25 protein-coding genes are annotated in these 22922 nt (G+C 73.5%); 13 read left to right on the top strand and 12 right to left on the bottom strand.

The genetic code is table 11. The features are described from left to right. Positions 1 to 49: 49 nt before the first annotated feature. The gene (locus ABZ883_RS24805) at positions 50 to 1009 is read right to left on the bottom strand and encodes a helix-turn-helix domain-containing protein (RefSeq protein ID WP_360909565.1); all 960 of its coding nucleotides are present in this window, start codon (positions 1007 to 1009) and stop codon (positions 50 to 52) included. 171 nt (positions 1010 to 1180) lie between these two features. On the opposite strand from ABZ883_RS24805, the gene ABZ883_RS24800 reads away from it, so the two are divergent. The 3 genes from ABZ883_RS24800 to ABZ883_RS24790 all read left to right on the top strand — a co-directional run bounded on the left by ABZ883_RS24800 (position 1181) and on the right by ABZ883_RS24790 (position 2650). Next, the gene (locus ABZ883_RS24800; RefSeq protein WP_360909563.1) at positions 1181 to 1483 is read left to right on the top strand and encodes an antibiotic biosynthesis monooxygenase; all 303 of its coding nucleotides are present in this window, start codon (positions 1181 to 1183) and stop codon (positions 1481 to 1483) included. 70 nt (positions 1484 to 1553) lie between these two features. Further along, on the top strand, positions 1554 to 1862 hold the full coding sequence (locus ABZ883_RS24795; protein WP_360909561.1) for a DUF4326 domain-containing protein: 309 nt from the start codon (positions 1554 to 1556) through the stop codon (positions 1860 to 1862). 149 nt (positions 1863 to 2011) lie between these two features. Continuing rightward, positions 2012 to 2650 (top strand): HD domain-containing protein, encoded by a 639-nt coding sequence (locus tag ABZ883_RS24790; protein WP_360909559.1) that lies wholly within the window; start codon positions 2012 to 2014, stop codon positions 2648 to 2650. A gap of 23 nt (positions 2651 to 2673) precedes the next feature. On the opposite strand, the gene ABZ883_RS24785 is transcribed toward ABZ883_RS24790, so the two are convergent. Then, complete coding sequence (locus ABZ883_RS24785; protein ID WP_360909557.1) at positions 2674 to 3690, bottom strand: GlxA family transcriptional regulator; 1017 nt, start codon at positions 3688 to 3690, stop codon at positions 2674 to 2676. A gap of 104 nt (positions 3691 to 3794) precedes the next feature. Then, positions 3795 to 4244 carry an ATP-binding protein gene (locus ABZ883_RS24780; protein WP_360909555.1) on the bottom strand — a complete coding sequence of 150 codons (450 nt, stop codon included), beginning with the start codon at positions 4242 to 4244 and terminating at the stop codon, positions 3795 to 3797. A gap of 111 nt (positions 4245 to 4355) precedes the next feature. Between ABZ883_RS24780 and ABZ883_RS24775 the strand changes: the two genes are divergently transcribed. Then, on the top strand, positions 4356 to 4859 hold the full coding sequence (locus tag ABZ883_RS24775; protein ID WP_360909553.1) for a metallophosphoesterase: 504 nt from the start codon (positions 4356 to 4358) through the stop codon (positions 4857 to 4859). Between the two features lie 19 nt (positions 4860 to 4878). Here ABZ883_RS24775 and ABZ883_RS24770 read toward each other — a convergent pair whose 3' ends face one another. After that, on the bottom strand, positions 4879 to 6468 hold the full coding sequence (locus tag ABZ883_RS24770) for a hypothetical protein (RefSeq protein ID WP_360909551.1): 1590 nt from the start codon (positions 6466 to 6468) through the stop codon (positions 4879 to 4881). Between the two features lie 103 nt (positions 6469 to 6571). Further along, the gene (locus ABZ883_RS24765) at positions 6572 to 6766 is read right to left on the bottom strand and encodes a hypothetical protein (RefSeq protein WP_018534760.1); all 195 of its coding nucleotides are present in this window, start codon (positions 6764 to 6766) and stop codon (positions 6572 to 6574) included. 358 nt (positions 6767 to 7124) lie between these two features. Here ABZ883_RS24765 and ABZ883_RS24760 point away from each other — a divergent pair, with 358 nt between their 5' ends. The 4 genes from ABZ883_RS24760 to ABZ883_RS24745 are packed head-to-tail and all read left to right on the top strand — an operon-like array spanning position 7125 to position 10554. Next, on the top strand, positions 7125 to 7538 hold the full coding sequence (locus ABZ883_RS24760; RefSeq protein ID WP_360909548.1) for an ankyrin repeat domain-containing protein: 414 nt from the start codon (positions 7125 to 7127) through the stop codon (positions 7536 to 7538). 47 nt (positions 7539 to 7585) lie between these two features. After that, entirely contained in the window at positions 7586 to 9121 is a 1536-nt protein-coding gene (gene zwf / locus ABZ883_RS24755; protein WP_360909546.1) for a glucose-6-phosphate dehydrogenase, read from the top strand. Then, positions 9118 to 10113 (top strand): glucose-6-phosphate dehydrogenase assembly protein OpcA, encoded by a 996-nt coding sequence (opcA, locus tag ABZ883_RS24750; protein ID WP_360909544.1) that lies wholly within the window; start codon positions 9118 to 9120, stop codon positions 10111 to 10113. The genes zwf and opcA overlap by 4 nt, the downstream gene beginning before the upstream one ends. Before the next feature lie 30 nt (positions 10114 to 10143). Further along, complete coding sequence (locus ABZ883_RS24745) at positions 10144 to 10554, top strand: hypothetical protein (protein ID WP_360909543.1); 411 nt, start codon at positions 10144 to 10146, stop codon at positions 10552 to 10554. A 44-nt stretch (positions 10555 to 10598) separates the two neighbouring features. Here the strand turns inward: ABZ883_RS24745 and ABZ883_RS24740 are convergent, their stop codons facing one another. From ABZ883_RS24740 to ABZ883_RS24730, 3 genes are read right to left on the bottom strand one after another with little or no spacing between them, the layout of a single operon-like run. Then, positions 10599 to 11222: a TetR/AcrR family transcriptional regulator gene (locus ABZ883_RS24740; RefSeq protein ID WP_360909541.1), complete on the bottom strand. Its 624-nt coding sequence runs from the start codon at positions 11220 to 11222 to the stop codon at positions 10599 to 10601. Further along, positions 11203 to 12051 (bottom strand): oxidoreductase, encoded by an 849-nt coding sequence (locus ABZ883_RS24735; protein WP_360909539.1) that lies wholly within the window; start codon positions 12049 to 12051, stop codon positions 11203 to 11205. The genes ABZ883_RS24740 and ABZ883_RS24735 overlap by 20 nt, the downstream gene beginning before the upstream one ends. 28 nt (positions 12052 to 12079) lie before the next feature. Continuing rightward, a complete protein-coding gene (locus ABZ883_RS24730) occupies positions 12080 to 12952 on the bottom strand; it encodes an aldo/keto reductase (protein ID WP_360909537.1) in 873 nt (290 codons plus the stop codon). Positions 12953 to 13309: 357 nt separating this feature from the next. On the opposite strand from ABZ883_RS24730, the gene ABZ883_RS24725 reads away from it, so the two are divergent. Continuing rightward, positions 13310 to 13624: a hypothetical protein gene (locus ABZ883_RS24725; RefSeq protein ID WP_360909535.1), complete on the top strand. Its 315-nt coding sequence runs from the start codon at positions 13310 to 13312 to the stop codon at positions 13622 to 13624. Between the two features lie 28 nt (positions 13625 to 13652). Here the strand turns inward: ABZ883_RS24725 and ABZ883_RS24720 are convergent, their stop codons facing one another. Beyond that, positions 13653 to 14693 (bottom strand): LacI family DNA-binding transcriptional regulator, encoded by a 1041-nt coding sequence (locus ABZ883_RS24720; RefSeq protein ID WP_360909533.1) that lies wholly within the window; start codon positions 14691 to 14693, stop codon positions 13653 to 13655. A 109-nt stretch (positions 14694 to 14802) separates the two neighbouring features. Between ABZ883_RS24720 and ABZ883_RS24715 the strand changes: the two genes are divergently transcribed. The 4 genes from ABZ883_RS24715 to ABZ883_RS24700 are packed head-to-tail and all read left to right on the top strand — an operon-like array spanning position 14803 to position 18875. Beyond that, complete coding sequence (locus ABZ883_RS24715; RefSeq protein WP_360909531.1) at positions 14803 to 15993, top strand: phytanoyl-CoA dioxygenase family protein; 1191 nt, start codon at positions 14803 to 14805, stop codon at positions 15991 to 15993. 9 nt (positions 15994 to 16002) lie between these two features. Next, positions 16003 to 16779, top strand: a complete 777-nt coding sequence (locus ABZ883_RS24710; protein WP_360909529.1) for an SDR family oxidoreductase — start codon at positions 16003 to 16005, stop codon at positions 16777 to 16779. Positions 16780 to 16836: 57 nt separating this feature from the next. Next, positions 16837 to 17841 (top strand): Gfo/Idh/MocA family oxidoreductase, encoded by a 1005-nt coding sequence (locus ABZ883_RS24705; RefSeq protein ID WP_360909526.1) that lies wholly within the window; start codon positions 16837 to 16839, stop codon positions 17839 to 17841. Then, a complete protein-coding gene (locus tag ABZ883_RS24700; RefSeq protein ID WP_360909524.1) occupies positions 17838 to 18875 on the top strand; it encodes a Gfo/Idh/MocA family oxidoreductase in 1038 nt (345 codons plus the stop codon). Before ABZ883_RS24705 ends, ABZ883_RS24700 begins: the two co-directional genes overlap by 4 nt. Here the strand turns inward: ABZ883_RS24700 and ABZ883_RS24695 are convergent. From ABZ883_RS24695 to ABZ883_RS24685, 3 genes are all read right to left on the bottom strand, one after another. After that, the gene (locus tag ABZ883_RS24695) at positions 18844 to 20370 is read right to left on the bottom strand and encodes a glutamate synthase subunit beta (RefSeq protein WP_360909522.1); all 1527 of its coding nucleotides are present in this window, start codon (positions 20368 to 20370) and stop codon (positions 18844 to 18846) included. The two genes, ABZ883_RS24700 and ABZ883_RS24695, sit on opposite strands and share 32 nt — an antisense overlap. A 159-nt stretch (positions 20371 to 20529) precedes the next feature. Continuing rightward, positions 20530 to 22254, bottom strand: a complete 1725-nt coding sequence (locus ABZ883_RS24690) for an MFS transporter (protein ID WP_360909521.1) — start codon at positions 22252 to 22254, stop codon at positions 20530 to 20532. A gap of 68 nt (positions 22255 to 22322) precedes the next feature. Further along, positions 22323 to 22802: a MarR family transcriptional regulator gene (locus tag ABZ883_RS24685; protein WP_360909519.1), complete on the bottom strand. Its 480-nt coding sequence runs from the start codon at positions 22800 to 22802 to the stop codon at positions 22323 to 22325. Positions 22803 to 22922: the final 120 nt, after the last annotated feature.

Raw genomic sequence — 22922 nt, 5'->3', positions numbered from 1 at the left:
GTAGCGCCGGGGCGGGCCGGGGCGCGCGGCGATATCGCGCGGGCGCGCGTCAGCGGCCGCGCAGGGCGCCGGCCGTCGTGCCGGCGCGTTCGCGCAGCAGCACCCGCAGGGTGTTGGCGTGCTCGTAGCCGACCCTGCGGGCGACGGCCTCCACGGGGAGGCCGGTGGTGCGCAGCAGGTGCGAGGCCTGCTCCACGCGCAGGTCCTGGACGAAGCGGACGGGGGAGACGCCGAGCACGCGGCGCACCGCGCGCTGGAGTGTGCGTTCCCCGACGCCGAGCGCCCGTGCGGCCTCGGCGATGGCGATCGGCTCGTCGAGCCGGTCCCGCACCCACCGCTCGAAGGCGGCGACGACCGGGTCGCTCTGGGCCAGCGCGCTGGGAATGATGTACGCGGACTGGGACGGCCGGTGGTCGACGACGAGGTAGCGGGCGACGAGGTCGGCCAGCGCCGGGCTGCTCATGCGGACGATGGCCAGCGCCAGGTCGACGTGGCCGAAGGCGGCGCCCGCGGTGGTCACACCCTCGCATGTGGTGACCATACGGGTCTCGTCCACCGTGACGGCCGGGTAGCGCTGCCGGAAGACCGGCGCGAGCCACCAGCTGGTGGTGGCGCGCAGCCCGTCCAGGACGCCGGACTCCGCGAGCAGGAACGTCCCCGTGCACGCCGAGGCGATCGGCACGCCCTCCCGCCGGGTACGGGCCACCAGCCGCCGCACCGGCGCCGTGCCGTCCCCCGCCACCCGTTCCAGCAGGGCGTCCGGACGGCGCTCCGCGAGGGCCGGTACGAGCAGCAGGTCCGCCCCCGCGGCCGCCGCGACCGGCGCCGCGGCGACGGTGTGACCGGCCCCGGTGCGCACACGGCGGCGGAAGCCGACGGTCGTCACGTTCCACTCCGGCGGCGGCTGCGGCAGCTCCCCGCGCATGGCGTTGGCCGCTTGGAGGACGTCGAGGATCGCGGAGAGCCCCGAGTCGAAGACCCCGTCGTACACCACCACGGCTATGTCCATGACGGGAATGCTATCGAACACGCCGTTTCCGACACTGGGGGGAGACGTCCGGCGCCCCTAGCGTTCTCGGTGTTCGGCGCACTTCCCGTCAGAAACCCAGGAACCCAGGAACCCAGGAACCCAGAAACTCAGAAACCCAGGAACCCAGGAACCCACGAATCGGAGCACGTGATGACGAAGATCGGTCTGCTGGTCCGCATCGAGGCCAGGCCCGAGCACGCCGCCGAGGTCGAGACGATGCTGCGCGACGCGTTGGAGCTCGCCCGGGCGGAGCAGGGGACGGTCACCTGGTTCTCGTTCCGTGAGAGCCCGACCGTCTTCGGGGTCTTCGACTCCTTCGAGGACGAGACGGGGCGCACCGCGCACCTCGAGGGGCGCATCGCCGAAGCCCTTCAGGAGGCCGCGGCCGGTTCCAGGCTGGCGTCCCCGCCCGACATCCGCCGGGTCGACGTGCTTGCGGCCAAGCTGCCCTGACCCCTCGCAGGACCGTCCACCGTCCACCGTCCACCGTTCGCCGCTCCCGGACGCCGGGAAGGAGCAGGCCATGACCAGGACCACGGTCGTCAATCTCAAGGGGCACCGCGACGACCCCGCCTACGCGGACGTCGTCTATGTCGGCCGCCCCGCCCACCGCGGCGGCTGGCACCTGCCGGGATCCCCGCTGGCCAGCCCCTTCCGGCCGGGTCCGGACGGCACGCGGGAGGAGGTCCTGGACATGTATCGGGACCACCTGCTGTCGCGGCCCGACCTGCTCGCGCTGCTGCCCGCCCTGCGCGGCCGGCGGCTGGGCTGCTGGTGCGTGCCCGAGCCGTGCCACGCCCAGGTCATCGCGGAACTGGCCGACCGCGACTGACGGTTGGCGCGGGCGCGCCGGTCATGTCCCGATCCGTGGGTCACGTGTCCTCATGGACCCGGGCCGGCGCGCCCCGTGCGACGCAGACTGGAGCTGTCGGTGCCCCGGACCTGCGCGGGGCGACACCACGAACTTCCTGGAGACACGCCATGGCCGAGATCATCGCGGACGTCGAGGTACCCGAGACCCGACTGGTGCACGACGCCACCGAGCTCGTGCGGGACGCCGCGTCGCCGGTCGTCTTCCACCACTCGCGCCGGGTCTTCTTCTGGGCCTCGCTGCGCGGCCGCCTGCGCGGCTGGGACTACGACCCGGAACTGCTCTACGTCGGGGCCCTCTTCCACGACCTCGGGCTGACCGAGAGGTTCGCACGGACGGACCAGCGCTTCGAGATCGACGGGGCCGACGAGGCCCGCCGCTTCCTGCTGGAGCACGGGGTCGACAAGAGCCGCGCCCGCCTGGTGTGGGAGGGGATCGCACTGCACACCACGCCGGAGATCCCCTGGCACATGGCGCCGGAGGTCGCCCTGGTCACCTCGGGGGTCGAGGTGGACGTCCTCGGCATCGGCTACGACGAGATCTCCGCGGAGCAGCGGGAGGCGGTCGTCGCCGTGCACCCGCGCCCCGACTTCAAGAACAACATCCTGAAGGAGTTCACCCACGGCATCGCGCCGCGCCCGGACACCACCTTCGGCAACGTCAAGGCCGACGTCCTGGAGCGGTTCGTGCCGGGCTTCGTCCGCGGCAACTTCGTGGACACCATCCTGGAGTCGCCCTGGCCCGAGTGAGCCCGGCGGCCCCGCCCGGCGGCTCAACCCCGTTCGGGCGAGGACCCGTTGGGGAGGGTGGTACGGAAGCGGTCGCGGTAGCTGCCCGGGCTGACGCCCAGCCTGCGGCGGAAGGCGCGCCGCATCGTCTCCTCCGACCGGAACCCGCTGCGCCGGGCGACGGTGACGAGGGCGTCGTTGCCCGCCTCCAGCAGTGCCTGGGCGGCCTCCACCCGGACGCGTTCCACGTACTCCGCCGCGGTGCCGCCGGTCTCGCCGCGGAAGAGCCGGGTCAGATGACGCGGTGACACCCCCGCCCGCGCGGCGAGCGCCGGCAGGCTGTGGTCGCCCACCGGATCGGCCGCCACCTCGTCGAGCACGTCGCGCAGCACCGAGTGCGCGGTGTTCCTCGACGTCTGGCGGACGCTGAACTGTGACTGCCCGCCGGGCCGCGCCATGAAGACCACCAGGTACTTGGCGACGGCCCGGGCGAGCTCCGGCCCGTGGTCGGACTCCACGAGCGCCAGCGCCAGGTCGATACCCGCGGTGATCCCCGCCGAGGTGATGAAGCGGCCGTCGCGGACGAAGATCGCGTCGGAGTCCACCTCGACGGCGGGGTAGCGCGCGGCCAGATCGGCCGCGAGCCGCCAGTGCGTCGCGGCCCGGCGCCCGTCCAGCAGCCCGGTCGCCGCCAGCGGGAACGCCCCGGCGCACACGGCGGCGACGGTGCGGGAGTTCTCCGCGAGCCGGGTGACGGCCTCGACGAGCGGGGCGTCGGAGACCGCCGCCCACCAGTCCGACCGGCCGGGCACGACGAGGGTGTCCACGGCGAAGTCCACCGCGTCCAGCGCCATGTCGGGCACCAGCGGCAGCCCGGCCGTGCTGGTCACCGGCTTGCCGTCGAGCGAGGCCGTGTACGTCCGGTAGCCCGCGCCGTGGTCGTTGGCCACGGTGTAGACCTCCAGCGGCCCGGCGACGTCCATCAGCTGCACCCCGTCGAAGAGCACGACCAGGACGCGGTGCGGTGCCGTCCGGTCGGGGGACGTGGTGCCGGTGTTCACGCCGAATGCCTCTCTGCCGCTCGCTCCGGGCCCGGAGGTGCCGGACCGCGGGGGTCGCGACCATCATCACCCGGCGGCCGGTCCGGCGGCCGGGGCGGTTGCCGTCACACCGGCTGGGCGTGCCCGTTGGCCGTGACGGGGCGGTGGAGCGGCGCCAGGCACCGGGTGGTGACCACGCGGTGGGTGTGCTCGTCGTCGTGGATGGCGGTCGAGCCGGCGAGCCGGCGCACGATGTCCAGTCCGCGCCCGTGCTCGTCCGCGGGCGTGCCGTCGGCCGGTCCGGGCGTCACCGGCCTGCTGTCACCGGTGTCGGTCACGGTGATCACCAGCCCCCGCCCGCAGATGGTCAGCCGTACCGACATCTCGGCACGGCCGTGCCGCGCCGCGTTGGCGGCGAGTTCGTCGACGATCAGCTCGGCGCAGTCCCGGTCCTCCGCGGCCAGACCCCACATCACCAGCATCTCGGCGGTGAAGTGCCGGGCGGTGCTCACGTAGGCCGGTTCGGCCGGCTGCACCAGTTCCGCCGATTGTGTGGAGAGGATGTCTGCGGACATGACCCCGGCCCTTCAGCGATCGAGATCCGCGCTCCCCACGACGGCGGGGGAGTGCCGCCCACGCCGGGCGTGTGTCGCGCTCCGACGGATCCGGGCGGTTAGCGTGGACGGGTGCGTCTACTTGTGATGTCCGATACGCACGTGCCCAAACGTGCCAAGGCGCTGCCGTCCGAACTCGTGGACCGGATCGCGCACGCGGACGTCGTCCTCCACGCGGGCGACTGGGTGGACGAGGCGACCCTCGACCTGCTCCAGGAGCGGGCCCGGCGCGTGATCGGCGTCCACGGGAACAACGACGGCCCCGGGCTGCGCGCCCGGCTCCCGGAGGTCGCGCACGCGGAACTCGGCGGCCTGCGCTTCGCCGTCGTCCACGAGACGGGCCCCGCGCAGGGGCGCGAGCGGCGCTGCGAGGAACGGTTCCCCGGGGTGGACGTGCTCGTCTTCGGCCACAGCCACATCCCCTGGGACTCCACGGCACCCGGCGGCATGCGGCTGCTCAACCCCGGCTCCCCGACCGACCGCAGGCGGCAGCCGCACTGCACGTACCTGACCGCGGAGGTGGCGGGCGGCACGCTGACGCGGGTCGAGCTGCACCGGCTGCCGTCGCGCACCTGACCGGGCCCCCGCGCCGCCGTCAGTGCTCCAGCGCCGGACCGCCGGCCTTCCGCATACGTGCCCCGGCGGGGGCGTCGACGACCGCGGCCGGGTCCGCGACGGAGGCGACGCCGGCCGCGGGCAGCAGGGACAGCACCGCCTGCCGGTGGGCGTCGCTGGTCTCCTCGTCGTACGGGTCCGGTGTGGCCGGCACCTGCATGCGCAGCACCGGACCCGAGCCCAGCCGCGCGTAGCCGCGTCCCGGGGGGACCTGCGCGGCGGAGGTCGTTCCCTGGGGCGCGCCCAGCACGGCCTGCGTCTGCTCGGCGGTCACCGCCCCCAGCAGCACCCGTGCCCGGGTGTGCGCGACGACCACCTGCGACAGCGCGTCGGCGGTGTCCAGCTGGTCGGCGACGGCCACGGTGACCCCGGCGCCGCGCCCGTGCCGCAGCGGTACGTCCAGCAGTTCCTGGGGGTCGGGGCGGCCCTCGGCGTGCGCGAGCTGGGTCAGCGCGGTCGGCCCGTCGACGAGGATCCACAGGGGCCGCCGCACGTCGTCCGGCGCGCCCCGGCCGGCCTGCCGGGCCCGGTTGACGGCGATGAGGCGACGCTCGGTCTCGTGCGCGGCCCACTCCAGGGTGGCCAGCGCGCCGGCGAGCCCGCTCTCCACCGCCAGGACGCCGGGCCGTCCGTTCAGGCAGGCGTACTCGCCGGTCCCGCTGCCGTCGATGACCACGAGGTCGCCGTCCGGCAGGGCCTGGAGCGCGATGGAGCGCAGGAGCGTGGTGGTGCCGGTGCCGGGTCGGCCGAGCGCGAGCAGGTGCGGTTCGGCCGACCGCGGCCCGGTGCGCCACACCACCGGCGGCGCGTCGCGGACCTCCTCGCCGTCGGTGACGGGCACGGTGCGCTGCACGGCCTCGGGGTCGGTGAAGCCGAGCACGGTCTCGCCGGGCGCGGTGACGAAGCGCTGGGCGGCGATGCCGGTGGGCAGCGGGGGGAGGGCGCTGAGGGTGAGGTGGTTCTCCTCCTCGTTCCAGTCGAAGCGGTACTCCCGGCCGCGCCCGGCCTTGGCGTGCAGGACGTGTTCCACCCGGGCCCGCGACACGGCCTCCCCGTCGGTGAAGTAGGCGGGGTACTTCAGGTGCAGCCGGGTCAGCCGTCCGTCCTCGAACTCGTAGTCGTCGAAGACGTTCTCCCAGCTCCCGTCGTGCGCGTACAGCGGGCTGGGGTCGCCCGCGTCCGACAGGTAGGGCACCAGCGACTCGTACAGCGCGGTCAGCCGGTCGTTCTCCGCGCCGGTGGGACCGGTCGGCGCGGGGGTGCGGTCGCGGCCCATCCATGCCGCGGAGCCCATGAGAGCGGCGACGGCCAGGTAGGCGCCGTACGGCAGGAGCACCAGGACCAGGAAGCCCGCCCCGACGGAGGCCATCAGCGCGGGGCCGCGGCGGTCCTGCGGGGTCTTGCCCCACCAGGCCCGCAGCCAGCCGACCTGGCGGCGCATCCCGCGGGAGATCACGATCAGCGGGTGGAGCACGTCGGTGGCGCTGTCGGCGACGCCGCGGGCCATGTCGCGCCCGCGGGAGAGCGCGAGGCGGCTGCTCAGCAGAGTGGGGAGGGGGCGCCGGGCCACGAGGAGCTCCAGAGGATCGGTGCGGGACGGGAACGACAACGGGGACGGGCCCGGTGCGAAGGCGCGCCGGGCCCGGTGCGTGGACCGTGCTGTGACGGCCCGGCTAGAACTTGATCCCGCCCAGCAGGCTCGCCAGGCTCGCCCCTCCGGCCTTGATGCTCGGGGCGATGGCGGTGCCCGCGAGGTAGAAGCCGAACAGGGCGCAGACGAGTGCGTGGGAGGCCTTGAGGCCGTCCTTGCGGAAGAACAGGAAGACGATGATGCCGAGCAGGACGACGCCTGAAATGGACAGGATCATGGGGCTACTCCTGTGTGATGGGGACTGTCACCATGAGTTGTTCCAGAATTACAGTAAGTAATAAGATCTGAAAACCAGCAAATGGGTGATTTCTGGAAAAATTCCCCTGATCAGCCCTTAGGTGCGGTTTCTCCGGCGTGATCCTTGCCGGTCGTCCGGCGTGTCATGTGGCAGGCCCCGCCGACGGAGCAGTGAAGTCCCCCGAACGAGTGATCGCCGCTGTCAGGGTCCGGCCATGGCTTCCCGGATCACCCGCTCCGGTGCGTCGTGGCATGCGGTGGGTGTGAAGGTGGTTGACGCTGCATAAGGTGGATCACACGGACCCCGCGCACTCCCCCGTCCATTCGAGTGAGGAACGATGAGCGAGCCGACCCCGCAGGCCGAACCGGCGCACGACCCCGAGGTGCTGCAACTGGCGGCCAAGGTCTTCGATCTCGCCCGGCAGGGCGGAACCGAGACCCTGGTGGCCTACGTCGACGCCGGTGTGCCCGCCAACCTCACCAACGACCGGGGCGACACGCTGGTGATGCTCGCCGCGTACCACGGCCACGCCGGCACCGTCTCCGCCCTGCTGCGGCACGGCGCCGACCCCGACCGTCCCAACGACCGCGGCCAGACCCCGCTGGCCGGCGCCGTGTTCAAGGGCGAGGACGAGGTGATCCGCGCTCTGCTCGACGCCGGGGCCGACCCGGCGGCGGGCACCCCCTCGGCCATCGACACCGCCCGCATGTTCGGCAAGAACGACCTGCTGGAACTCTTCGGCGCTGCCTGATGCCGCGCGCCGCGACGACCCGACGGACCGCGAAGAGAAGTGGACCCATGACGGAAACCGACAGCTGGATCAATCCGCTGCGCGATCCATCCGACCGGCGGCTGCCCCGCATCGCGGGCCCCTCGGGCCTGGTGATCTTCGGTGTGACCGGTGACCTGTCCCGCAAGAAGCTGATGCCCGCCGTCTACGACCTCGCCAACCGCGGGCTGCTGCCGCCGGGCTTCTCGCTCGTCGGCTTCGCCCGCCGCGACTGGGCGGACGAGGACTTCGCCCAGGTCGTGCACGACGCTGTCAAGGAGCACGCGCGCACCCCGTTCCGCGAGGAGGTGTGGCAGGAACTCGCGGCCGGGATGCGCTTCGTGCCCGGTGACTTCGGCGACGACGAGGCGTTCGAGAAGCTCCGTGTCACCGTGGAGAAACTGGACGAGGCCCGGGGCACGAGCGGCAACTTCGCCTTCTATCTCTCCGTGCCGCCGAAGTTCTTCCCGCAGGTCGTGCAGCAGTTGAAGAAGCACCGGCTGTCCGAGGCCCCCGACGGCTCGTGGCGCCGGGCGGTCATCGAGAAGCCGTTCGGGCACGACCTGGCCAGCGCGCAGGAGCTCAACCGCGTGGTGCACGAGGTCTTCCCGCCCGCCCAGGTGTTCCGGATCGACCACTACCTGGGCAAGGAGACGGTCCAGAACATCCTGGCGCTGCGCTTCGCCAACACGATGTTCGAGCCGCTGTGGAACCGCAGTTACGTCGACCATGTGCAGATCACCATGGCCGAGGACATCGGCATCGGCGGACGGGCCGGGTACTACGACGGCATCGGCGCCGCGCGCGACGTCATCCAGAACCACCTGCTGCAACTCCTGGCGCTGACCACGATGGAGGAGCCCGCCGGCTTTGACGCCAAGGCCCTCCTCTGGGAGAAGCTCAAGGTGCTGCAGGCCGTGCGGCTCCCGGACGACCTCGGCAAGCACACGGTGCGCGGGCAGTACGCGCACGGGTGGCAGGGCGGCGAGGAGGTGCTCGGCTACCTGGAGGAGGAGGGCATCGACCCCGACTCCGGGACCGACACCTACGCCGCCGTCAAACTCGGCATCGACAACCGCCGCTGGGCCGGCGTCCCGTTCTACCTGCGTACCGGCAAGCGGCTCGGGCGGAGGGTCACGGAGATCGCGGTGGTCTTCCAGCGCGCCCCGCACCTGCCGTTCAGCCGTACCGACACCCAGGAGCTGGGGCAGAACGCCCTGGTCATCCGGGTGCAGCCGGACGAGGGCGTGACCGTGCGGTTCGGCTCGAAGGTGCCCGGCACCTCGATGGAGATCCGCGACGTGTCGATGGACTTCGCCTACGGCGAGTCCTTCACCGAGTCCAGCCCGGAGGCGTACGAGCGGCTCATCCTGGACGTGCTGCTCGGCGACGCGAACCTCTTCCCCCGCCCCCAGGAGGTGGAGGAGTCCTGGCGCATCCTCGACCCGGTCGAGAAGCACTGGGACACCCACGGCAAGCCCGAGCAGTACACCGCCGGGACCTGGGGTCCCCACGCGGCGGACGAGATGCTCGCACGAGACGGCAGGAGCTGGCGCCGGCCATGAACATCGACCTCACCCACACCACCTCGTCCAAGATCAACTCGGCGCTGGTGCGCGCCCGCAGGAGCGTGGGCAGTCCGGCCGTCGGCATGGTGCTGACCCTCGTCATCGTCACCGACGAGGGCAACCACTACGACGCCCTGAAGGCTGCCTCCGACGCCTCGCGCGAGCATCCCTCCCGCATCCTGGTGGTCATCAAGCGCCCCGGCCGCTCCCCGCGCGAGCGCAAGAGCGCCCGCCTGGACGCCGAGGTGCGGGTCGGCGGCGAGGCCGGCACCGGCGAGACCGTCCTGCTGCGGCTGCACGGCGAACTCGCCGACCACGCCCACAGCGTGGTGCTGCCGCTGCTGCTGCCCGACGCGCCCGTCGTCGTCTGGTGGCCGGTCGACGCCCCGGGCCACCCGGCCGAGGACCCGCTGGGCGCGCTCGCGCAGCGCCGGATCACCGACGCGTACGCGGTCGAGCGACCGCTGGAGCAGATCGACGCCCGCGCCGCCTCCTACCGGCCCGGCGACACCGACCTGTCCTGGACCCGGCTGACGCCCTGGCGGTCCATGCTGGCCGCCGCGCTCGACCAGGCCCGCGCCACCGTCACGTCCGCCGCGGTGGAGAGCGAGGCGGACAACCCCAGCGCCGAACTCCTCGCCCGCTGGCTCGGCAACCGGCTGGGGGTGCCCGTGGACCGCGTCGTCACCGACGGCCCGGTCGTCACGGCCGTACGCCTGCGGACCCCCGGCGGCGACATCCACATCGACCGCCCGGAAGGCCCGCTGGCCACCCTCTCCATCCCCGGGCAGCCCAAGCGGCATCTGGCGCTGATGGTGCGCAGCACCGCCGAGCTCATCGCCGAGGAACTGCGCCGCCTCGACCCGGACGAGATGTACGCCACGGCCCTGCGCCACACCGAGGGCGCCGAGCCTCCGCACCGCGCGAAGACCACCGCCCGCAGCACCGCGAAGCGCGCGACCCCGGCGGCACCGGAGGCCGCCAAGTAGACCGACTGCCGCAGGAGTACGCCGGGTGCCGTGCACACCGCCTCGAGTGCGACCATCGCGGCCGTGGTGAACAGCCAGCACACCACGACCGTCAGCGCCGACTGCGTGTGTGCCCGCCACCCGGCGCGCCCGCTCCTGAAGGTGAAGCGCGCGTGCAGCTCCGTCGCCAGCACGGTCGAGACCACCGTGACCACCGCGTTCGCCACCGCGAACGGCACCGGCCCGGACAGCGCGACCAGCACCCACGAGGACGCCAGGCCCACACCGCCGCCGCACAGGGTGAAGCGGGCGAAGGCGCCGAGCGTGCCCGGCTCGGCGCCCGGCTCGGCGGGGGAGTCGTCGGACGCGGGGCGGCGGCCGCGGCGGATCGGGTCCCGGCTGATGGTCTCCATGACCCGAAGGCTGCCCTTCCGTGCTGACAGGGCGCTGACCGCGCGCTGACACGCCCCTGGCGCGCGCCTGTACGCCTGCCCTGTTCGCCTCCCTCAGGCGCCGTCCGCCAGCAGCCCGTGCAGCGCGGCGAGCGCGACGGCCTCGGCCTGTTCCGCGTCCAGCGGGGCGTGCCCGGTCATCAGGCGGAAGACGAGCGGTCCGAAGAGGAGATCGGTCGCGGTGCCCGCGCTGACCCCGGGCCGGGCCCTGCCCTCGGCGACGAGGCGTTCCCACAACTGGGCCACGGCCTCGCGGCGGGCCTGGAGGAAGTAGGCGCGGAAATAGGGTGCGCCGCCGGCGTCGGTGGCGCAGGCGGCCAGCAATTGGCGGAAGACCCTGCCGCTGTCCCCGGCGAAGAACCGGCTGACGCGGCGCACCTGTTCGCGCAGATCGGCCACCGCGTCCCCGCTGTCGGGCAGTGGGATCGTGTCGGCCATCCGCCGGCCGAACGCCTCGGCGGCGACGGCGGTGCGCGAGGGCCAGTGCTTGTAGATCGTCATCTTGCTGACGCCCGACCGGGCGCTGACCGCGTCGACCGTGGCCGCCGCCAGCCCGCCCTCGGCGAGCAGGTCGGCGGCCGCGGCCAGGACCGCCTCCCGCGCCCGGACGCTGCGCGGGTGCGGCGACGGGACGGGGAGGGCGGGGTGGGGGTGCGACTCAGCCGGTGGCAGCGACATCGTCGTGATCCGTACTGACGGCGACCGGGCGCCACCGCTCCAGCTCGTCCGCCATCGAGTGGAGCTTGGCCTCGATCCGTTCGACGCTGTCCGCCCCCAACTGGAGGCGCAGCGGCGCCTTGTCGCTGCCCGCGACGTCGACGATGACGCGGGCGGCCTTCGCGGGGTCGCCGGGCTGGTTGTGGTTGTGCTCCGCGGCGGTGTCGCGCGTGCCGCCGGCGGTCGCGGCGTAGTCCTCGATCAGGGTGGCCTCGGTGTGCAGGCTCGAACGGTCGAGGAAGTCCGTGCGGAAGCGGCCCGGTTCCACGATCGTCACCTGGATGCCCAGCGGGCCGACCTCGGCGGCGAGCGCCTCCGACAGGCCCTCCACGGCGAACTTCGTGGAGGCGTAGACCCCCCAGCCGGGCGTGCTGTGGAAGCCGCCCACCGAACTGATGGTGAGGATGTGCCCCGAGCGGCGTGCGCGCATCCCGGGGAGGGCGGCGCGCAGCACGTTGAGGGTGCCGAACACATTGGTCTCGTAGACCGCCTTGGCCGCCGCGTCCGAGACCTCCTCGACCGCGCCGAGCACGCCCCGGCCCGCGTTGCTGACCAGGACGTCGATGCCGCCGAACCGCTTGGTCGCCGCCTCGACGGCTGCCCGGGCCTGCTGCTCGTCGGTGACGTCGAGCGGCAGCGCGAGGAGGGCGTCGCCCGCGTCGGGGAAGAGGGCCAGCACCGCCCGCGGATCGCGCGCGGTGGCCGCGACGACATGTCCCGACTCCAGGGCGGCGCGGGTGATCTCCGCGCCGAGGCCCCGGGAGGCACCCGTGATGAACCAGCTGCTCATGGTTGCCGCCTCTCTGCGGCCGCGGAGGTCAGACCGCCGCGGTCATTGCGTCGAACTGCGCGTCGGTCAGGGTGACTCCGGCCGCCGCGATGTTGTCCTCCAGGTGGGCGACGCGGGACGTGCCCGGGATCGGCAGCATGTTGGGCGAGCGCTTCAGCAGCCACGCGAGGGCGAGCTGCGACGGGGACGCGCCCTGGTCGGCGGCGATGCGCTCCAGGGGGCCGCCCGGCTTGGCGAGTTCGCCGGTGGCGAGCGGGAACCAGGGGATGAAGGCCATGTCGTGCCGCTCGGCGTACGCGAGGACGTCCTCGGCGGCGCGGTCGGCCAGGTTGTAGCGGTTCTGCACGGACACGATGCGTGCCGTCCGCGCGGCCTCGTCGAGGTCGGCGGTGCTGACCTCGCTGAGCCCGATGTGCTGGATCTTGCCCTCCTGCTGGAGCGCGGCGAGCTCGCCGACCTGGTCGGCGACGGGGACCTCGGGGTCGATGCGGTGCAGCTGGAGCAGGGCGATCCGCTCCACCCCGAGGTGGCGCAGGCTCAGCTCCACCTGCTGCCGCAGGTACGCCGGCCGGCCGACGGGGACCCACGCGCCCGGACCGGTCCGCACGAAGCCGACCTTCGTGGCGATCGCCAGGTCCGCGGGGTACGGGTGCAGCGCCTTGCGCAGCAGCAGGTCGGCGGTGAACGGCCCGTAGGCGTCGGCGGTGTCGATGAACGTGACGCCGAGCTCCACCGCGCGCCGCAGGACGCGTACGGCCTCCTCCGGGTCCCGCGGGTCGCCCCACACACCTTCGCCGGTGAGCTGCATGGTGCCGTAGCCCAGCCGGTGCACCGGCAGGTCGCCGCCGATGACGAAGGTGCCGGAGTCGCGGGCGCTGGTGTCCGCGCTGATCGATGTCATGAGGAACCTCCTGAGAACTGTACGTACAGTATGGATCCGGCCGCCCGCTTCCGCGACGCACGGCGGGACGGGCGTGTGAAGGACCACTCCACGTACGGGCCCACCCTCGCCCGCATCGGGGAAGCGCGGTCCCCGGGCCCTCGGGGTGAGCCGCCAGGCCGTCCAGAAGATGCCGGCCGTCCCCGCCTCCTGAGGTGCGCGCCGCACAGGGAGGGCGTCCAGCCATGGGCCGGATCCGGGGCGGCGCGCGGGGCGGGCAGGAGCCGGGGGCCCGAACGCTCGGCGGGCGCGCGGGCGCGCTGTCGGCGACAATCGCCGACAGTGACCGGTGGACCGCGGGACGAGAGGACGCACGCCATGGATCAGATGCCCGCCGCGCTGCGGCACATCAGTGACCGCGAGAAGGAGCTGTCCCGCGGGGCGAGCATCTACCACGACACCCCCGTCCGGCACACCATGGAGTTCGCGTGGGAGCCGGGCGACGGGGCGGGCCACGCGGTGCTGGCCGTGATGGGCAGCAGCGGGGCGATCCCGATCCCGGCGACCGGTCAGGACATCGCCGTGCACGACCACGAGGTCCGGGTCGTCTCGGTGCGCACCTCGTACACCCGCTCCCCGGACGAGGGCATCCCGATGCTCCACACCCGGGTGATGGTGGCCCCCGGGTCCTGATCCGCGGCCCGTCCGGCCGGTGGCCGGGTCAGTGGTCCGGGCGGGGGAACGCCATCGGGGTGTTGTACGGCGTGATGACCTGGATGGGCGAGGGCCACGCGTGCGCGGCGCCGGGCAGCGCACGGTGCGCCTGCATGACGATCTGGCAGGCGTGCCGCATGTCCTGGCGCAGGTCGTGGTGGAGCACCGCCGACAGACGGCCCTCGCGCAGCAGCCGCGAGTTGTCCTGGTCGAGGTCGTGCGCCACGAAGACCCGGCACTCGCGGCCGAGCGCGTCGAAGGCCTCCACGGTGGCCGTATTGCCGCCGCCGATCGAGTAGACCGCGCGGATCTCCGGGTCCCGGCGCAGCGCTCCGAGCACCAGCTCGCGCAACGTGTCGTCCAGGCCGTCGCTGTCCGTGATCTCCACGAGCGCGCGCTGCGGCCGCAGGGCCCGCAGCGTCGAACGGAACCCCATCTCGCGCTCCTCCTCGCCGCGGAAGAAGCCCCGGCTGATGGTCACCAGCACATTGCCGGGCCCGTCGCCGAGCCACTGCCCGACCAGATAGGCGGCCGTGGCGCCCGCCGCCCGGTTGTCGATGCCGACGTACGCCAGCCGCCCGCTCGCCGGAAGGTCCGTCACCAGCGTCACCACCGGGATGCCCGCCGCCACGAGCCGGCCGACGGCGGCCGTCACCTCGGGCACGTCCGGTGCCTTCAGCAGCACGCCCTGCGAGCCGCGCTCGGCGATCCGGTCGAGGCCCGCGACCAGTCCCGCGACCGGCCCGGTCTCCCGGAAGTGGAAGCGCGAGCGCATCACCGCGGGCCGCAGGGACGGCAGTTCGGCCTCCAGCGCGGCGCGTACCGCCGTGGAGAAGCGCTCCGGGGCCTGCATCACGATGTCGATCATGAAGGTGCGGCCGCCCAGGCGGATCTGCGCGTGCTGCCGCCGCAGGTCGGCGACGGCCTGGTGGACCTCGCGCGCGGTGCTCTCGCGGACCCCGCCGCGCCCGTTGAGGACGCGGTCGACGGTGGCCTCGCTGAGACCGGCCTGGCGGGCGATCTCGCGGATCGGGAAGGGGTGGCCCATGGGCTGGTTCCTGAGGGGTTTTTGATGGTTCTCTGCGGTTGATCGATGGACTGCCGTTCCTAGACTTTCAGGAAAACCCGCCCGACCCAGCCCGCTGAAAGGACCCCCGATGTCCTTCACGTCCCTCACCGCCGCGGGACCGCGGATGTGGCTGTCCGAGGACGACTGCGACCTCGACGCCCTGCGCGCACTGACCGAGCAGGCCACCGATCCTCGCGAACACCCGCACGCCGAGGCCGTCGAGCACGGCGTCCCGCTGTACGACAGCGAGCGGCTGCTCGCCCTGGCCGCCACGCCGGAAGGCCGCCGTGAGGCCCAGGCCGAGCTGGCCCGCGCCCTGATGGACGGCCCCGGGATCGTCGTGCTCCGCCGGGCCTTCCCGGGCCCGGACGTCGTCGACCGGGCCACCGAGGCCTTCGAGGGCATCATCCGCGACCAGCGCGCCGCGGGCACCGGCGGCGGCGACCACTTCGCCCGGCCCGGCGCCAACGACCGGGTCTGGAACGCCATGGAGAAGCTGGCCGTGGCCGCCCCCGCGGTCTTCGCCGCGTACTACGCCAACGAGGCCGTCGCGCTCGCCGCCGGTGCCTGGCTCGGCCCGGACCACCAGATCACCTCGCAGATCAACGTGGTCAACCCCGGCGGCGCCGCGCAGACCGTGCACCGGGACTACCACCTCGGCTTCCTGTCCGCCGAGACCGCCGCCCGGTTCCCCGCCCACGTCCACCGGCTCTCGCCCGTGCTCACCCTCCAGGGCGCCGTCGCGCACTGCGACATGCCCGTCGAGAGCGGGCCGACCCTCTACCTGCCGCACTCGCAGAAGTACGAGCCCGGCTATCTCGCCTGGCGGCTGCCGGAGTTCCGGGCGTACTTCGAGGAGCACCACGTCCAGCTGCCGTTGGCGAAGGGCGACGCCGTCTTCTTCAACCCCGCGCTGTTCCACGCGGCCGGCCACAACCGCTCCGCGGACATCCGGCGGATGGCCAACCTGCTCCAGATCTCCTCCGCCTTCGGGCGTGCCATGGAGAGCGTCGACCGCGAGGCCATGACGAACGCCGTGTACCCGGAACTGCTGCGGATGAAGGCCGCGGGTGCCGGCGGGGCCGCGCTCGACGCCGTCGTCGCGGCGTGCGCCGAGGGCTACCCCTTCCCCACGAACCTCGACCGCGACCCGCCGGTGGACGGCCTCGCCCCGCCCTCGCAGGCCGACACGCTGCGCCGCGCGCTCGGCGAGGAATGGAGCCCGGACACCCTGCGCGCCGCACTGCGGGCGGCCGCAGAGCGCCGTACGAGCCGTTAGGAGACCCGCATGGGACTGCTGCAGGACAAGATCGTCCTGGTCAACGGCGGCAGCCAGGGGGTCGGCGCCGCCGTCGCCCGGGCCGCCGCCCGCGAGGGCGCCGTCGTGACCGTCACGGGACGCAGGCCCGGGCCGGGGGAGGCGCTGGCGGCCGAACTGGCCGACGCCGGCGCCACGTCCGCGTACCTGCGCTGCGACCTGGCCGACCCGGCGCAGGCCCGCGGCTCCGTGGAGGCCGTCGTGGCCGTCCACGGCCGCGTCGACTGCCTGGTCAACGCCGCGGGGCTCACCTCGCGCGGCACCTTGCTGGACACCACCCCCGAGCTCTTCGACGCGCACATTGCCGTCAATCTGCGCGGCCCGTTCTTCGCGATGCAGGCCGCCGTCGCCGACATGGTCGCCCGTTCGGCGCCCGGCGCGATCGTCAACGTGATCTCCTCCTCCGCGCACGGCGGGCAGCCGTTCCTCGCCCCCTACGTGGCGGCGAAGGCGGGCCTGGCGGGGCTGACCCGCAACGCGGCGCACGCCCACCGCTTCGACCGCGTGCGGATCAACGGTCTCAACATCGGCTGGACCGACACCGAGGGCGAGGACGCCACACAGCGGGCCTTCCACGGGGCCGGCGACGACTGGCGCGAGGAGGCGGGCCGCCGGCTTCCCATGGGGCGGCTCGGGCGGGCCGACGAGATCGCCGACTTCGTCGTGCTGCTGCTGTCCGACCGCAGTGGTGTGGTCACAGGGTCGATCCTCGACTGGGACCAGAACGTTCTCGGCGGCCTGGACTGACCCCTCCCGCTGCGCACCCCACCGTTCACCGTCCGCTGTCCCAAGGAGCAACCACCCATGCGCATCGGCCTGATGGGCCTCGGCCGGATCGGGGCCCTCCACGCGGAGACCCTGGCCGCACTACCCGTCGTGGAGTCCCTGGTCGTCACCGACCCCGTCGCCGCCGCGGCCGAGGCCGCCGCCGTCCGGCACGGCGCCGAGGTCGCCTTTTCACCGGAGGAGGTGCTCGCCGCGGGCGTCGACGGGATCGTCGTCGCCGCCGCGACGGACGCCCACCCCCAGCTGATCCTGGCCGCGGTCAAGGCGGGCGTGCCCGTCTTCTGCGAGAAACCCGTCGCCCGCACCATCGGGGAGAGCACCGAGGTACTGCGCGCCGTCCAGGACAGCGGCGTCCCCGTGCAGATCGGCTACAACCGGCGCTTCGACGCGGGCTTCGCCGCCGCGCGGCAGGCCGTCGCCGCCGGTGAGCTGGGCCTGCTGCACACCGTCCGCTCCACCACCCTCGACCCCGAGCCGCCGCCCGCCGCCTATGTCGCCGTCTCCGGCGGCATCTTCCGCGACTGCTCGGTCCACGACTTCGACATCGTGCGCTGGGTGACCGGCCGCGAGGTCACCGAGGTGTACGCGACGGGCGGCAACCGCGGCGCCGCCTACATCGCCGCGGCCGGCGACGTCGACACCGCGGCGACCGTGCTCACGCTCGATGACGGCACACTCGCGCTGATCTCCAACAGCCGCCACAATCCGCGCGGTTACGACGTCCGGATGGAGCTGCACGGTACGAAGGACAGCATCGCGGTGGGCCTGGAGGACGGGCTGCCGCTGCGCTCCGTCGAGCCCGGCGCCCGTTTCCCCGCCGGACCGCCGCACCGCTTCTTCCTGGACCGCTTCCGCGCCGCCTACCAGGCCGAGCTGGCCGCTTTCACCGAGGTGGTGGCGGGCCGCCGGCCGTCGCCGTGTAGCGTCGCGGACGCGGTCGAAGCGGGCTGGATCGCCGAAGCCTGCACGCTGTCACTGCGCGACCGCCGACCCGTACGGATGGAAGAGGTACGTACCGCATGAGCACCGAACCCCTGCGCATCGGAGTGCTCGGCGCCGCCCGCATCGCCGGGCGCGCCATCGTCGACCCCGCCCGCATCACCGGCCACCGCCTGGTCGCCGTCGCCGCCCGCGACCGCGGCCGGGCCGAGGAGTTCGCCGCCGCCAACGGCGTCGAGCGTGTCCACGACTCCTACGCCGACCTGATCGCCGACCCCGAGATCGAGGCGATCTACAACCCGCTCGCCAACGGCCTGCACGGACCGTGGAACCTCGCCGCCATCGCGGCGGGCAAGCACGTCCTCACCGAGAAGCCCTCCGCCAGCAACCTGGAGGAGGCGATCGAGGTCCGGGACGCCGCCGCCAAGGCGGGCGTCGCCTTCATGGAGGCGTTCCACAACCTGTACCACCCCGTGGTCCGGCGCCTGCACGAGCTGCTGGAGACCGGTGAGCTCGGCGAGCTGCGGCACGTCGAGGCCACGGTGAACATCCCCGCCCCGCCGGACACCGACCCCCGCTGGTCGCTGGAGCTCGCCGGCGGCGCGATGATGGACCTCGGCTGCTACGCCCTGCACGCGCACCGCGCCCTCGCCCCCTGGGGCGGCGGGGCACCGCGCCTGGCGGCCGCCCGCGGCGGCGAGCGCGCCGGGATGCCCGGCGTGGACGAGTGGATCGAGGCCGACCTGGTCTTCCCCGGCGGTGCCACCGGCACCGCGCGCTGCAACATGGACTCCGCGACCGAGGACATGAGCATGCGCGTGGTCGGCAGCCTCGGCGAGGCGACCGTCGCCAACTTCGTCCTGCCGCACCTCGACGACCGGCTCACGGTGCGGACGGCGGACGGCGAGCGGGTGGAGGAGCTGGGCCGGCGCACCTCGTACACGTACCAGCTGGAGGCCTTCGCGAGCCTGGTGCGCGGCGGGACCCGGGTGGCCACCGACGCCGACGACGCGGTGGAGTCGATGCGGCTGATCGACGACGTCTACCGCGCGGCGGGCTTCGAGCCGCGCCCGCGCACCGCGGCCGTCACACCACCAGCGGCTGGTCCGTCGGCCTGATCGGCGCCGGCAGGCAGGTCGTCCCGCGCAGCGCGCGGTCCACGGCCGCCGCAGCCGAGCGGCCCTCGGCGATGGCCCAGACGATCAGCGACTGACCGCGCCCGGCGTCGCCCGCGACGAAGACCTTCTCCACGGTGGTGGCGAAGGCGTCGTCGCGGGCGATCCGGCCGCGCGCGTCGAGTTCCAGGCCCAGTTGCGGGACGACGCCGGTGTCGTGCTCGGGGCCCGAGAAGCCGAGGGCGAGCAGCACCAGCTGGGCCGGGACGACCCGCTCGGTGCCGGCCCGGGGACGCCGCCCGGTGGGCTCCACACCGACGAGGTGCAGCGAGGCGACATGCCCGTCGTCGTCCCCCTCGAAGCGGAACGTGGAGGCGGAGAAGACCCGGATGTCGCCCTGCGGCCCGGGCAGCGGGACGCAGCCGTGCTCGGCGGTGTCCCAGTGCTCACGGCGGCCCAGCAGCCGGGCCTCCTCGTGGGCGGGGGAGATCCGGAAGACCCGGGGGTACACCGGCCAGGGCTCGTGCTCGGGGCGGTCCCAGCCCGGCAGGGGGTTGATGTCGAGCTGGACCACGGAGGCGGCCTGCTGGCGCAGCACGGTCCCCAGGCAGTCGGCGCCGGTGTCGCCGCCGCCGACGATCACCACGTCCTTGCCCTCCGCGCTGATCGGTGACGAGGCGAGATCGCCCTCGCACACCCGGTTGGCCAGCGTCAGGTAGTCCATGGCCTGATGGATTCCCGTCAACTCGCGTCCGGGTACGGGCAGTTCGCGCCAGGCGCGGGCGCCCACCGCGAGCAGCACCGCGTCGTGCTCGGCGATCACCCGGTGTGCGTCGAGGTCGCCGCCGACCTCGGCGCCGCAGCGGAAGCGGGTGCCCTCGGCCCGCATCTGGCACAGCCGCCGGTCCAGGTGGTGCTTCTCCATCTTGAACTCCGGTATCCCGTACCGGAGGAGGCCGCCCAGCCGGTCGTCGCGCTCGTACACCGTGACCGTGTGGCCCGCCCGGGTGAGCTGCTGCGCGGCGGCCAGCCCGGCGGGCCCCGACCCGACGACGGCCACGGTGCGGCCGGTGTGCCGCTCCGGGGGGAGGGGGACGGCGAGGCCGTCGGCCCAGGCCCGGTCGGCGATCGCCACCTCGACGTTCTTGATCGTGACGGGGTCGGCGTTGATCGTGAGCACGCAGGCGCTCTCGCAGGGCGCCGGGCAGAGCCGGCCCGTGAACTCGGGGAAGTTGTTGGTGGCGTGCAGGTGCTCGCACGCCGCGGCCCAGTCCTCGCGGAAGACCAGGTCGTTCCAGTCCGGGATCATGTTCCCCAGTGGGCAGGCGGCGTGGCAGAACGGGATGCCGCAGTCCATGCACCGGCCCGCCTGGGCGGAGACGATCGGCAGCAGGCTCTGGCCCGTGTACACCTCATGCCAGTCCCGCACCCGCTCGTCCACCGGGCGCCGTTCGGGAGTACGGCGAGGGGTGGTGAGAAAGCCCTTGGGGTCCGCCATGGCCGCCTCCGGCGCGCCTGCGTGACGATCATGAAGGGCACGGTGGCCGCGTCCCCCGGCGAACCGCACCGTCCGGCCACCCTACGTCCGTTGCGTACGGATTTCGACCGGTGCGGCGGCAAGGGGACGCGGCCGGCCCGCGGGCCGGAGCGGAGCGGCTCAGGCGGCGGTGCCCACCTCCGCGGACCGCGGGTTGATCAGCACGATGTCGCAGGTCGCGTGGCGCAGCAGCGCCTGACCCGCGCTCGCGTCCATCAGCGCGGAGAGCCCGCCGTGCGTCGGGGCGCCGACGACGATGGCGCGCGCCCCGGCGGCCTCGGCGTGCTCGGCGACGAGCCGGCCGACCTCGCCGTGGCCGGTGGCGTGCCGCAGGACGTGCCCGACCGCCGGTATGCCCTGCGCGGCGAGCCGGTCCAGGTGCCCGCGTACCGCGTTCCTTGCGGACTCCAGGTCCTCGCCCTCGGTCGCCGACTCCCCGGAGACGGCGGCCTCCTCCGCGTGCACCACGTACACCGTGCGGCCGTTGAGGGTCGCCAGTCGTCCGGCGGCCTCGGCGACCCGCCCGGCGTGCGCGGAGCCGTCGACGGCCGCGACGATCGCGCCCTTGGCGGTGTCGTGCGCCACGGTTGCCTCGTGCTCGACCGGCAGCAGCGACGGCGCGGCGCCCGGCTCGGCGCCCGGCGCGACCTGCTCCGCCTGCAGCCGCTCGGACCGGCCCAGCAGTCCGTGCGCCGTGGAGAGGATCACGATGCCCAGCACGAGCGCGCCCGCGCCGATGTAGAACGGCACATGGACGTTGAAGGCCTCGACCAGCTTGCCCGCGGCGAAGGGGGCGAGGCCGCCGCCGATGAAGCGGACGAAGCCGTACGCGGCCGACGCGACGCCGCGGTCCACCGGCGACACGGTCATCACGCCCTGGGTGGTGACGGTGTTGTTGACGCCGATGAAGACACCGGCCACGATCACGCAGACGATCAGCACGGCCGGGTGGTCGGTCCAGATCGCGATGGCCAGCACGGTCAGGGCGAACAGCGCCAGGTTGGCGTACAGCGTCCTGGCGATCCCGAGGCGGGCCTGCAGCCACGGCGCGCCGAAGACGGCGAAGAGGGCGACGAGGGCGCCCCAGCCGGTGAAGACCAGGCCGAGCTGGATGGGGCCGAGGCCCATCGGGAACGGGGCGTAGCCGAGCACGGTGAAGAACGCCCAGTTGTAGCAGAGCGCGGTGAGCGACATCGTCAGCAGACCGCGGTGGCGCAGTGCCTTCAACGGCTCGGTGAGCCCGGTCCTGCGGGCCGGCAGGGGCATCGGCTCGACCAGCACCACGGTGGCGACGAGCGCGACGGACATCAGCACGGCGACGCCGAAGAACGGGCCGCGCCAGCTCACTTCGCCCAGGACGCCGCCGAGCAGCGGGCCGACCGCGATGCCGATGCCCAGCGCGGTCTCGTAGAGGATGATCGCGCCGGCGAAGCCGCCGCTCGCCGACGCGACGATCACCGCGAGGGAGGTGGCGATGAAGAGCGCGTTGCCGACGCCCCAGCCGGCGCGGAAGCCGACGATGCCGCCGATGCTCCCCGAGGCGCCGGCGAGCGCGGCGAACACCACGATCAGGGCGAGTCCCGCGATGAGCGTGCGCTTGGCGCCGACCCGGCTGGAGACCCAGCCGGTGATCAGCATGGCGACCGCGGTGACCACCAGGTAGCTGGTGAACAGCAGCGTCACCTGGCTCGGGGAGGCGTCCAGTTGGCTCGATATCGCGGGCAGGATCGGGTCGACCAGCCCGATCCCCATGAACGAGACCACGCAGGCGAAGGCGACCGCGAACACGGCCTTCGGCTGCTTGAACGGATTCACGGAACGGGACGATGGCGCGTGCGCATTCATGAGGCTGCTCCGATGTCGAACGGATCCTGATCGATCGGTGCCGGTCGGGCGGTGCCGGCCGGCCGCTGTCAGCCGGCGGGGCGCCGGGTCGTGGGCGACGCGGCCGGTGAACCCAGCCGGGTCAGGGCCTCGATGGCCGGCAGCGCGTCGCTCAGCGCCAGCCGCTCGTCCGCGCTCAGGTGCTCCAGCAACTCCGAGAGGCGTTCGGCCCGCAGCGCGCGGCGCCGGGCGATCGCCGCCCGGCCGGCGTCGGTGATGTGGACCAGTACGACCCGGCCGTCCGCCGGGTCGGCCCGGCGCTCGGCGAACCCCGCCTCCTGGAGCCGTGAGACCACCTGCGTCATCGCGGGCTGGGTGACCCCTTCCAGGGCCGCCAGTTCGGTCAGCCGGAAGGGACCCGACTGCTCCAGGGTCGACAGCGTGGCCACGGTGGTGAGCGACAGCTCGCTCGGCTGGCTGAGCCTGCGCAGCATGCGGTACAGCCGCTCCAGCGCCTTGGCGACCTCGACCGCCTCGGCGTGGGCCGCGTCGTCTCCAGGAAGATGCATAAGAAATTTATATCATTTGCTTATGTATCTCGGCAGAGGGCGCGCCGGAGGCATGCGCGAAGCGCTCCCCGGACCTGCCGAAGCCCCTGTGCGTGTCAGGGCGCACAGGGGCTTCGGGGC

Source organism: Streptomyces sp. NPDC046977, assembly GCF_040644455.1.
Classification (GTDB): Bacteria; Actinomycetota; Actinomycetes; order Streptomycetales; family Streptomycetaceae; genus Actinacidiphila.
This window is presented reverse-complemented; position numbering and strand designations above follow the sequence as displayed.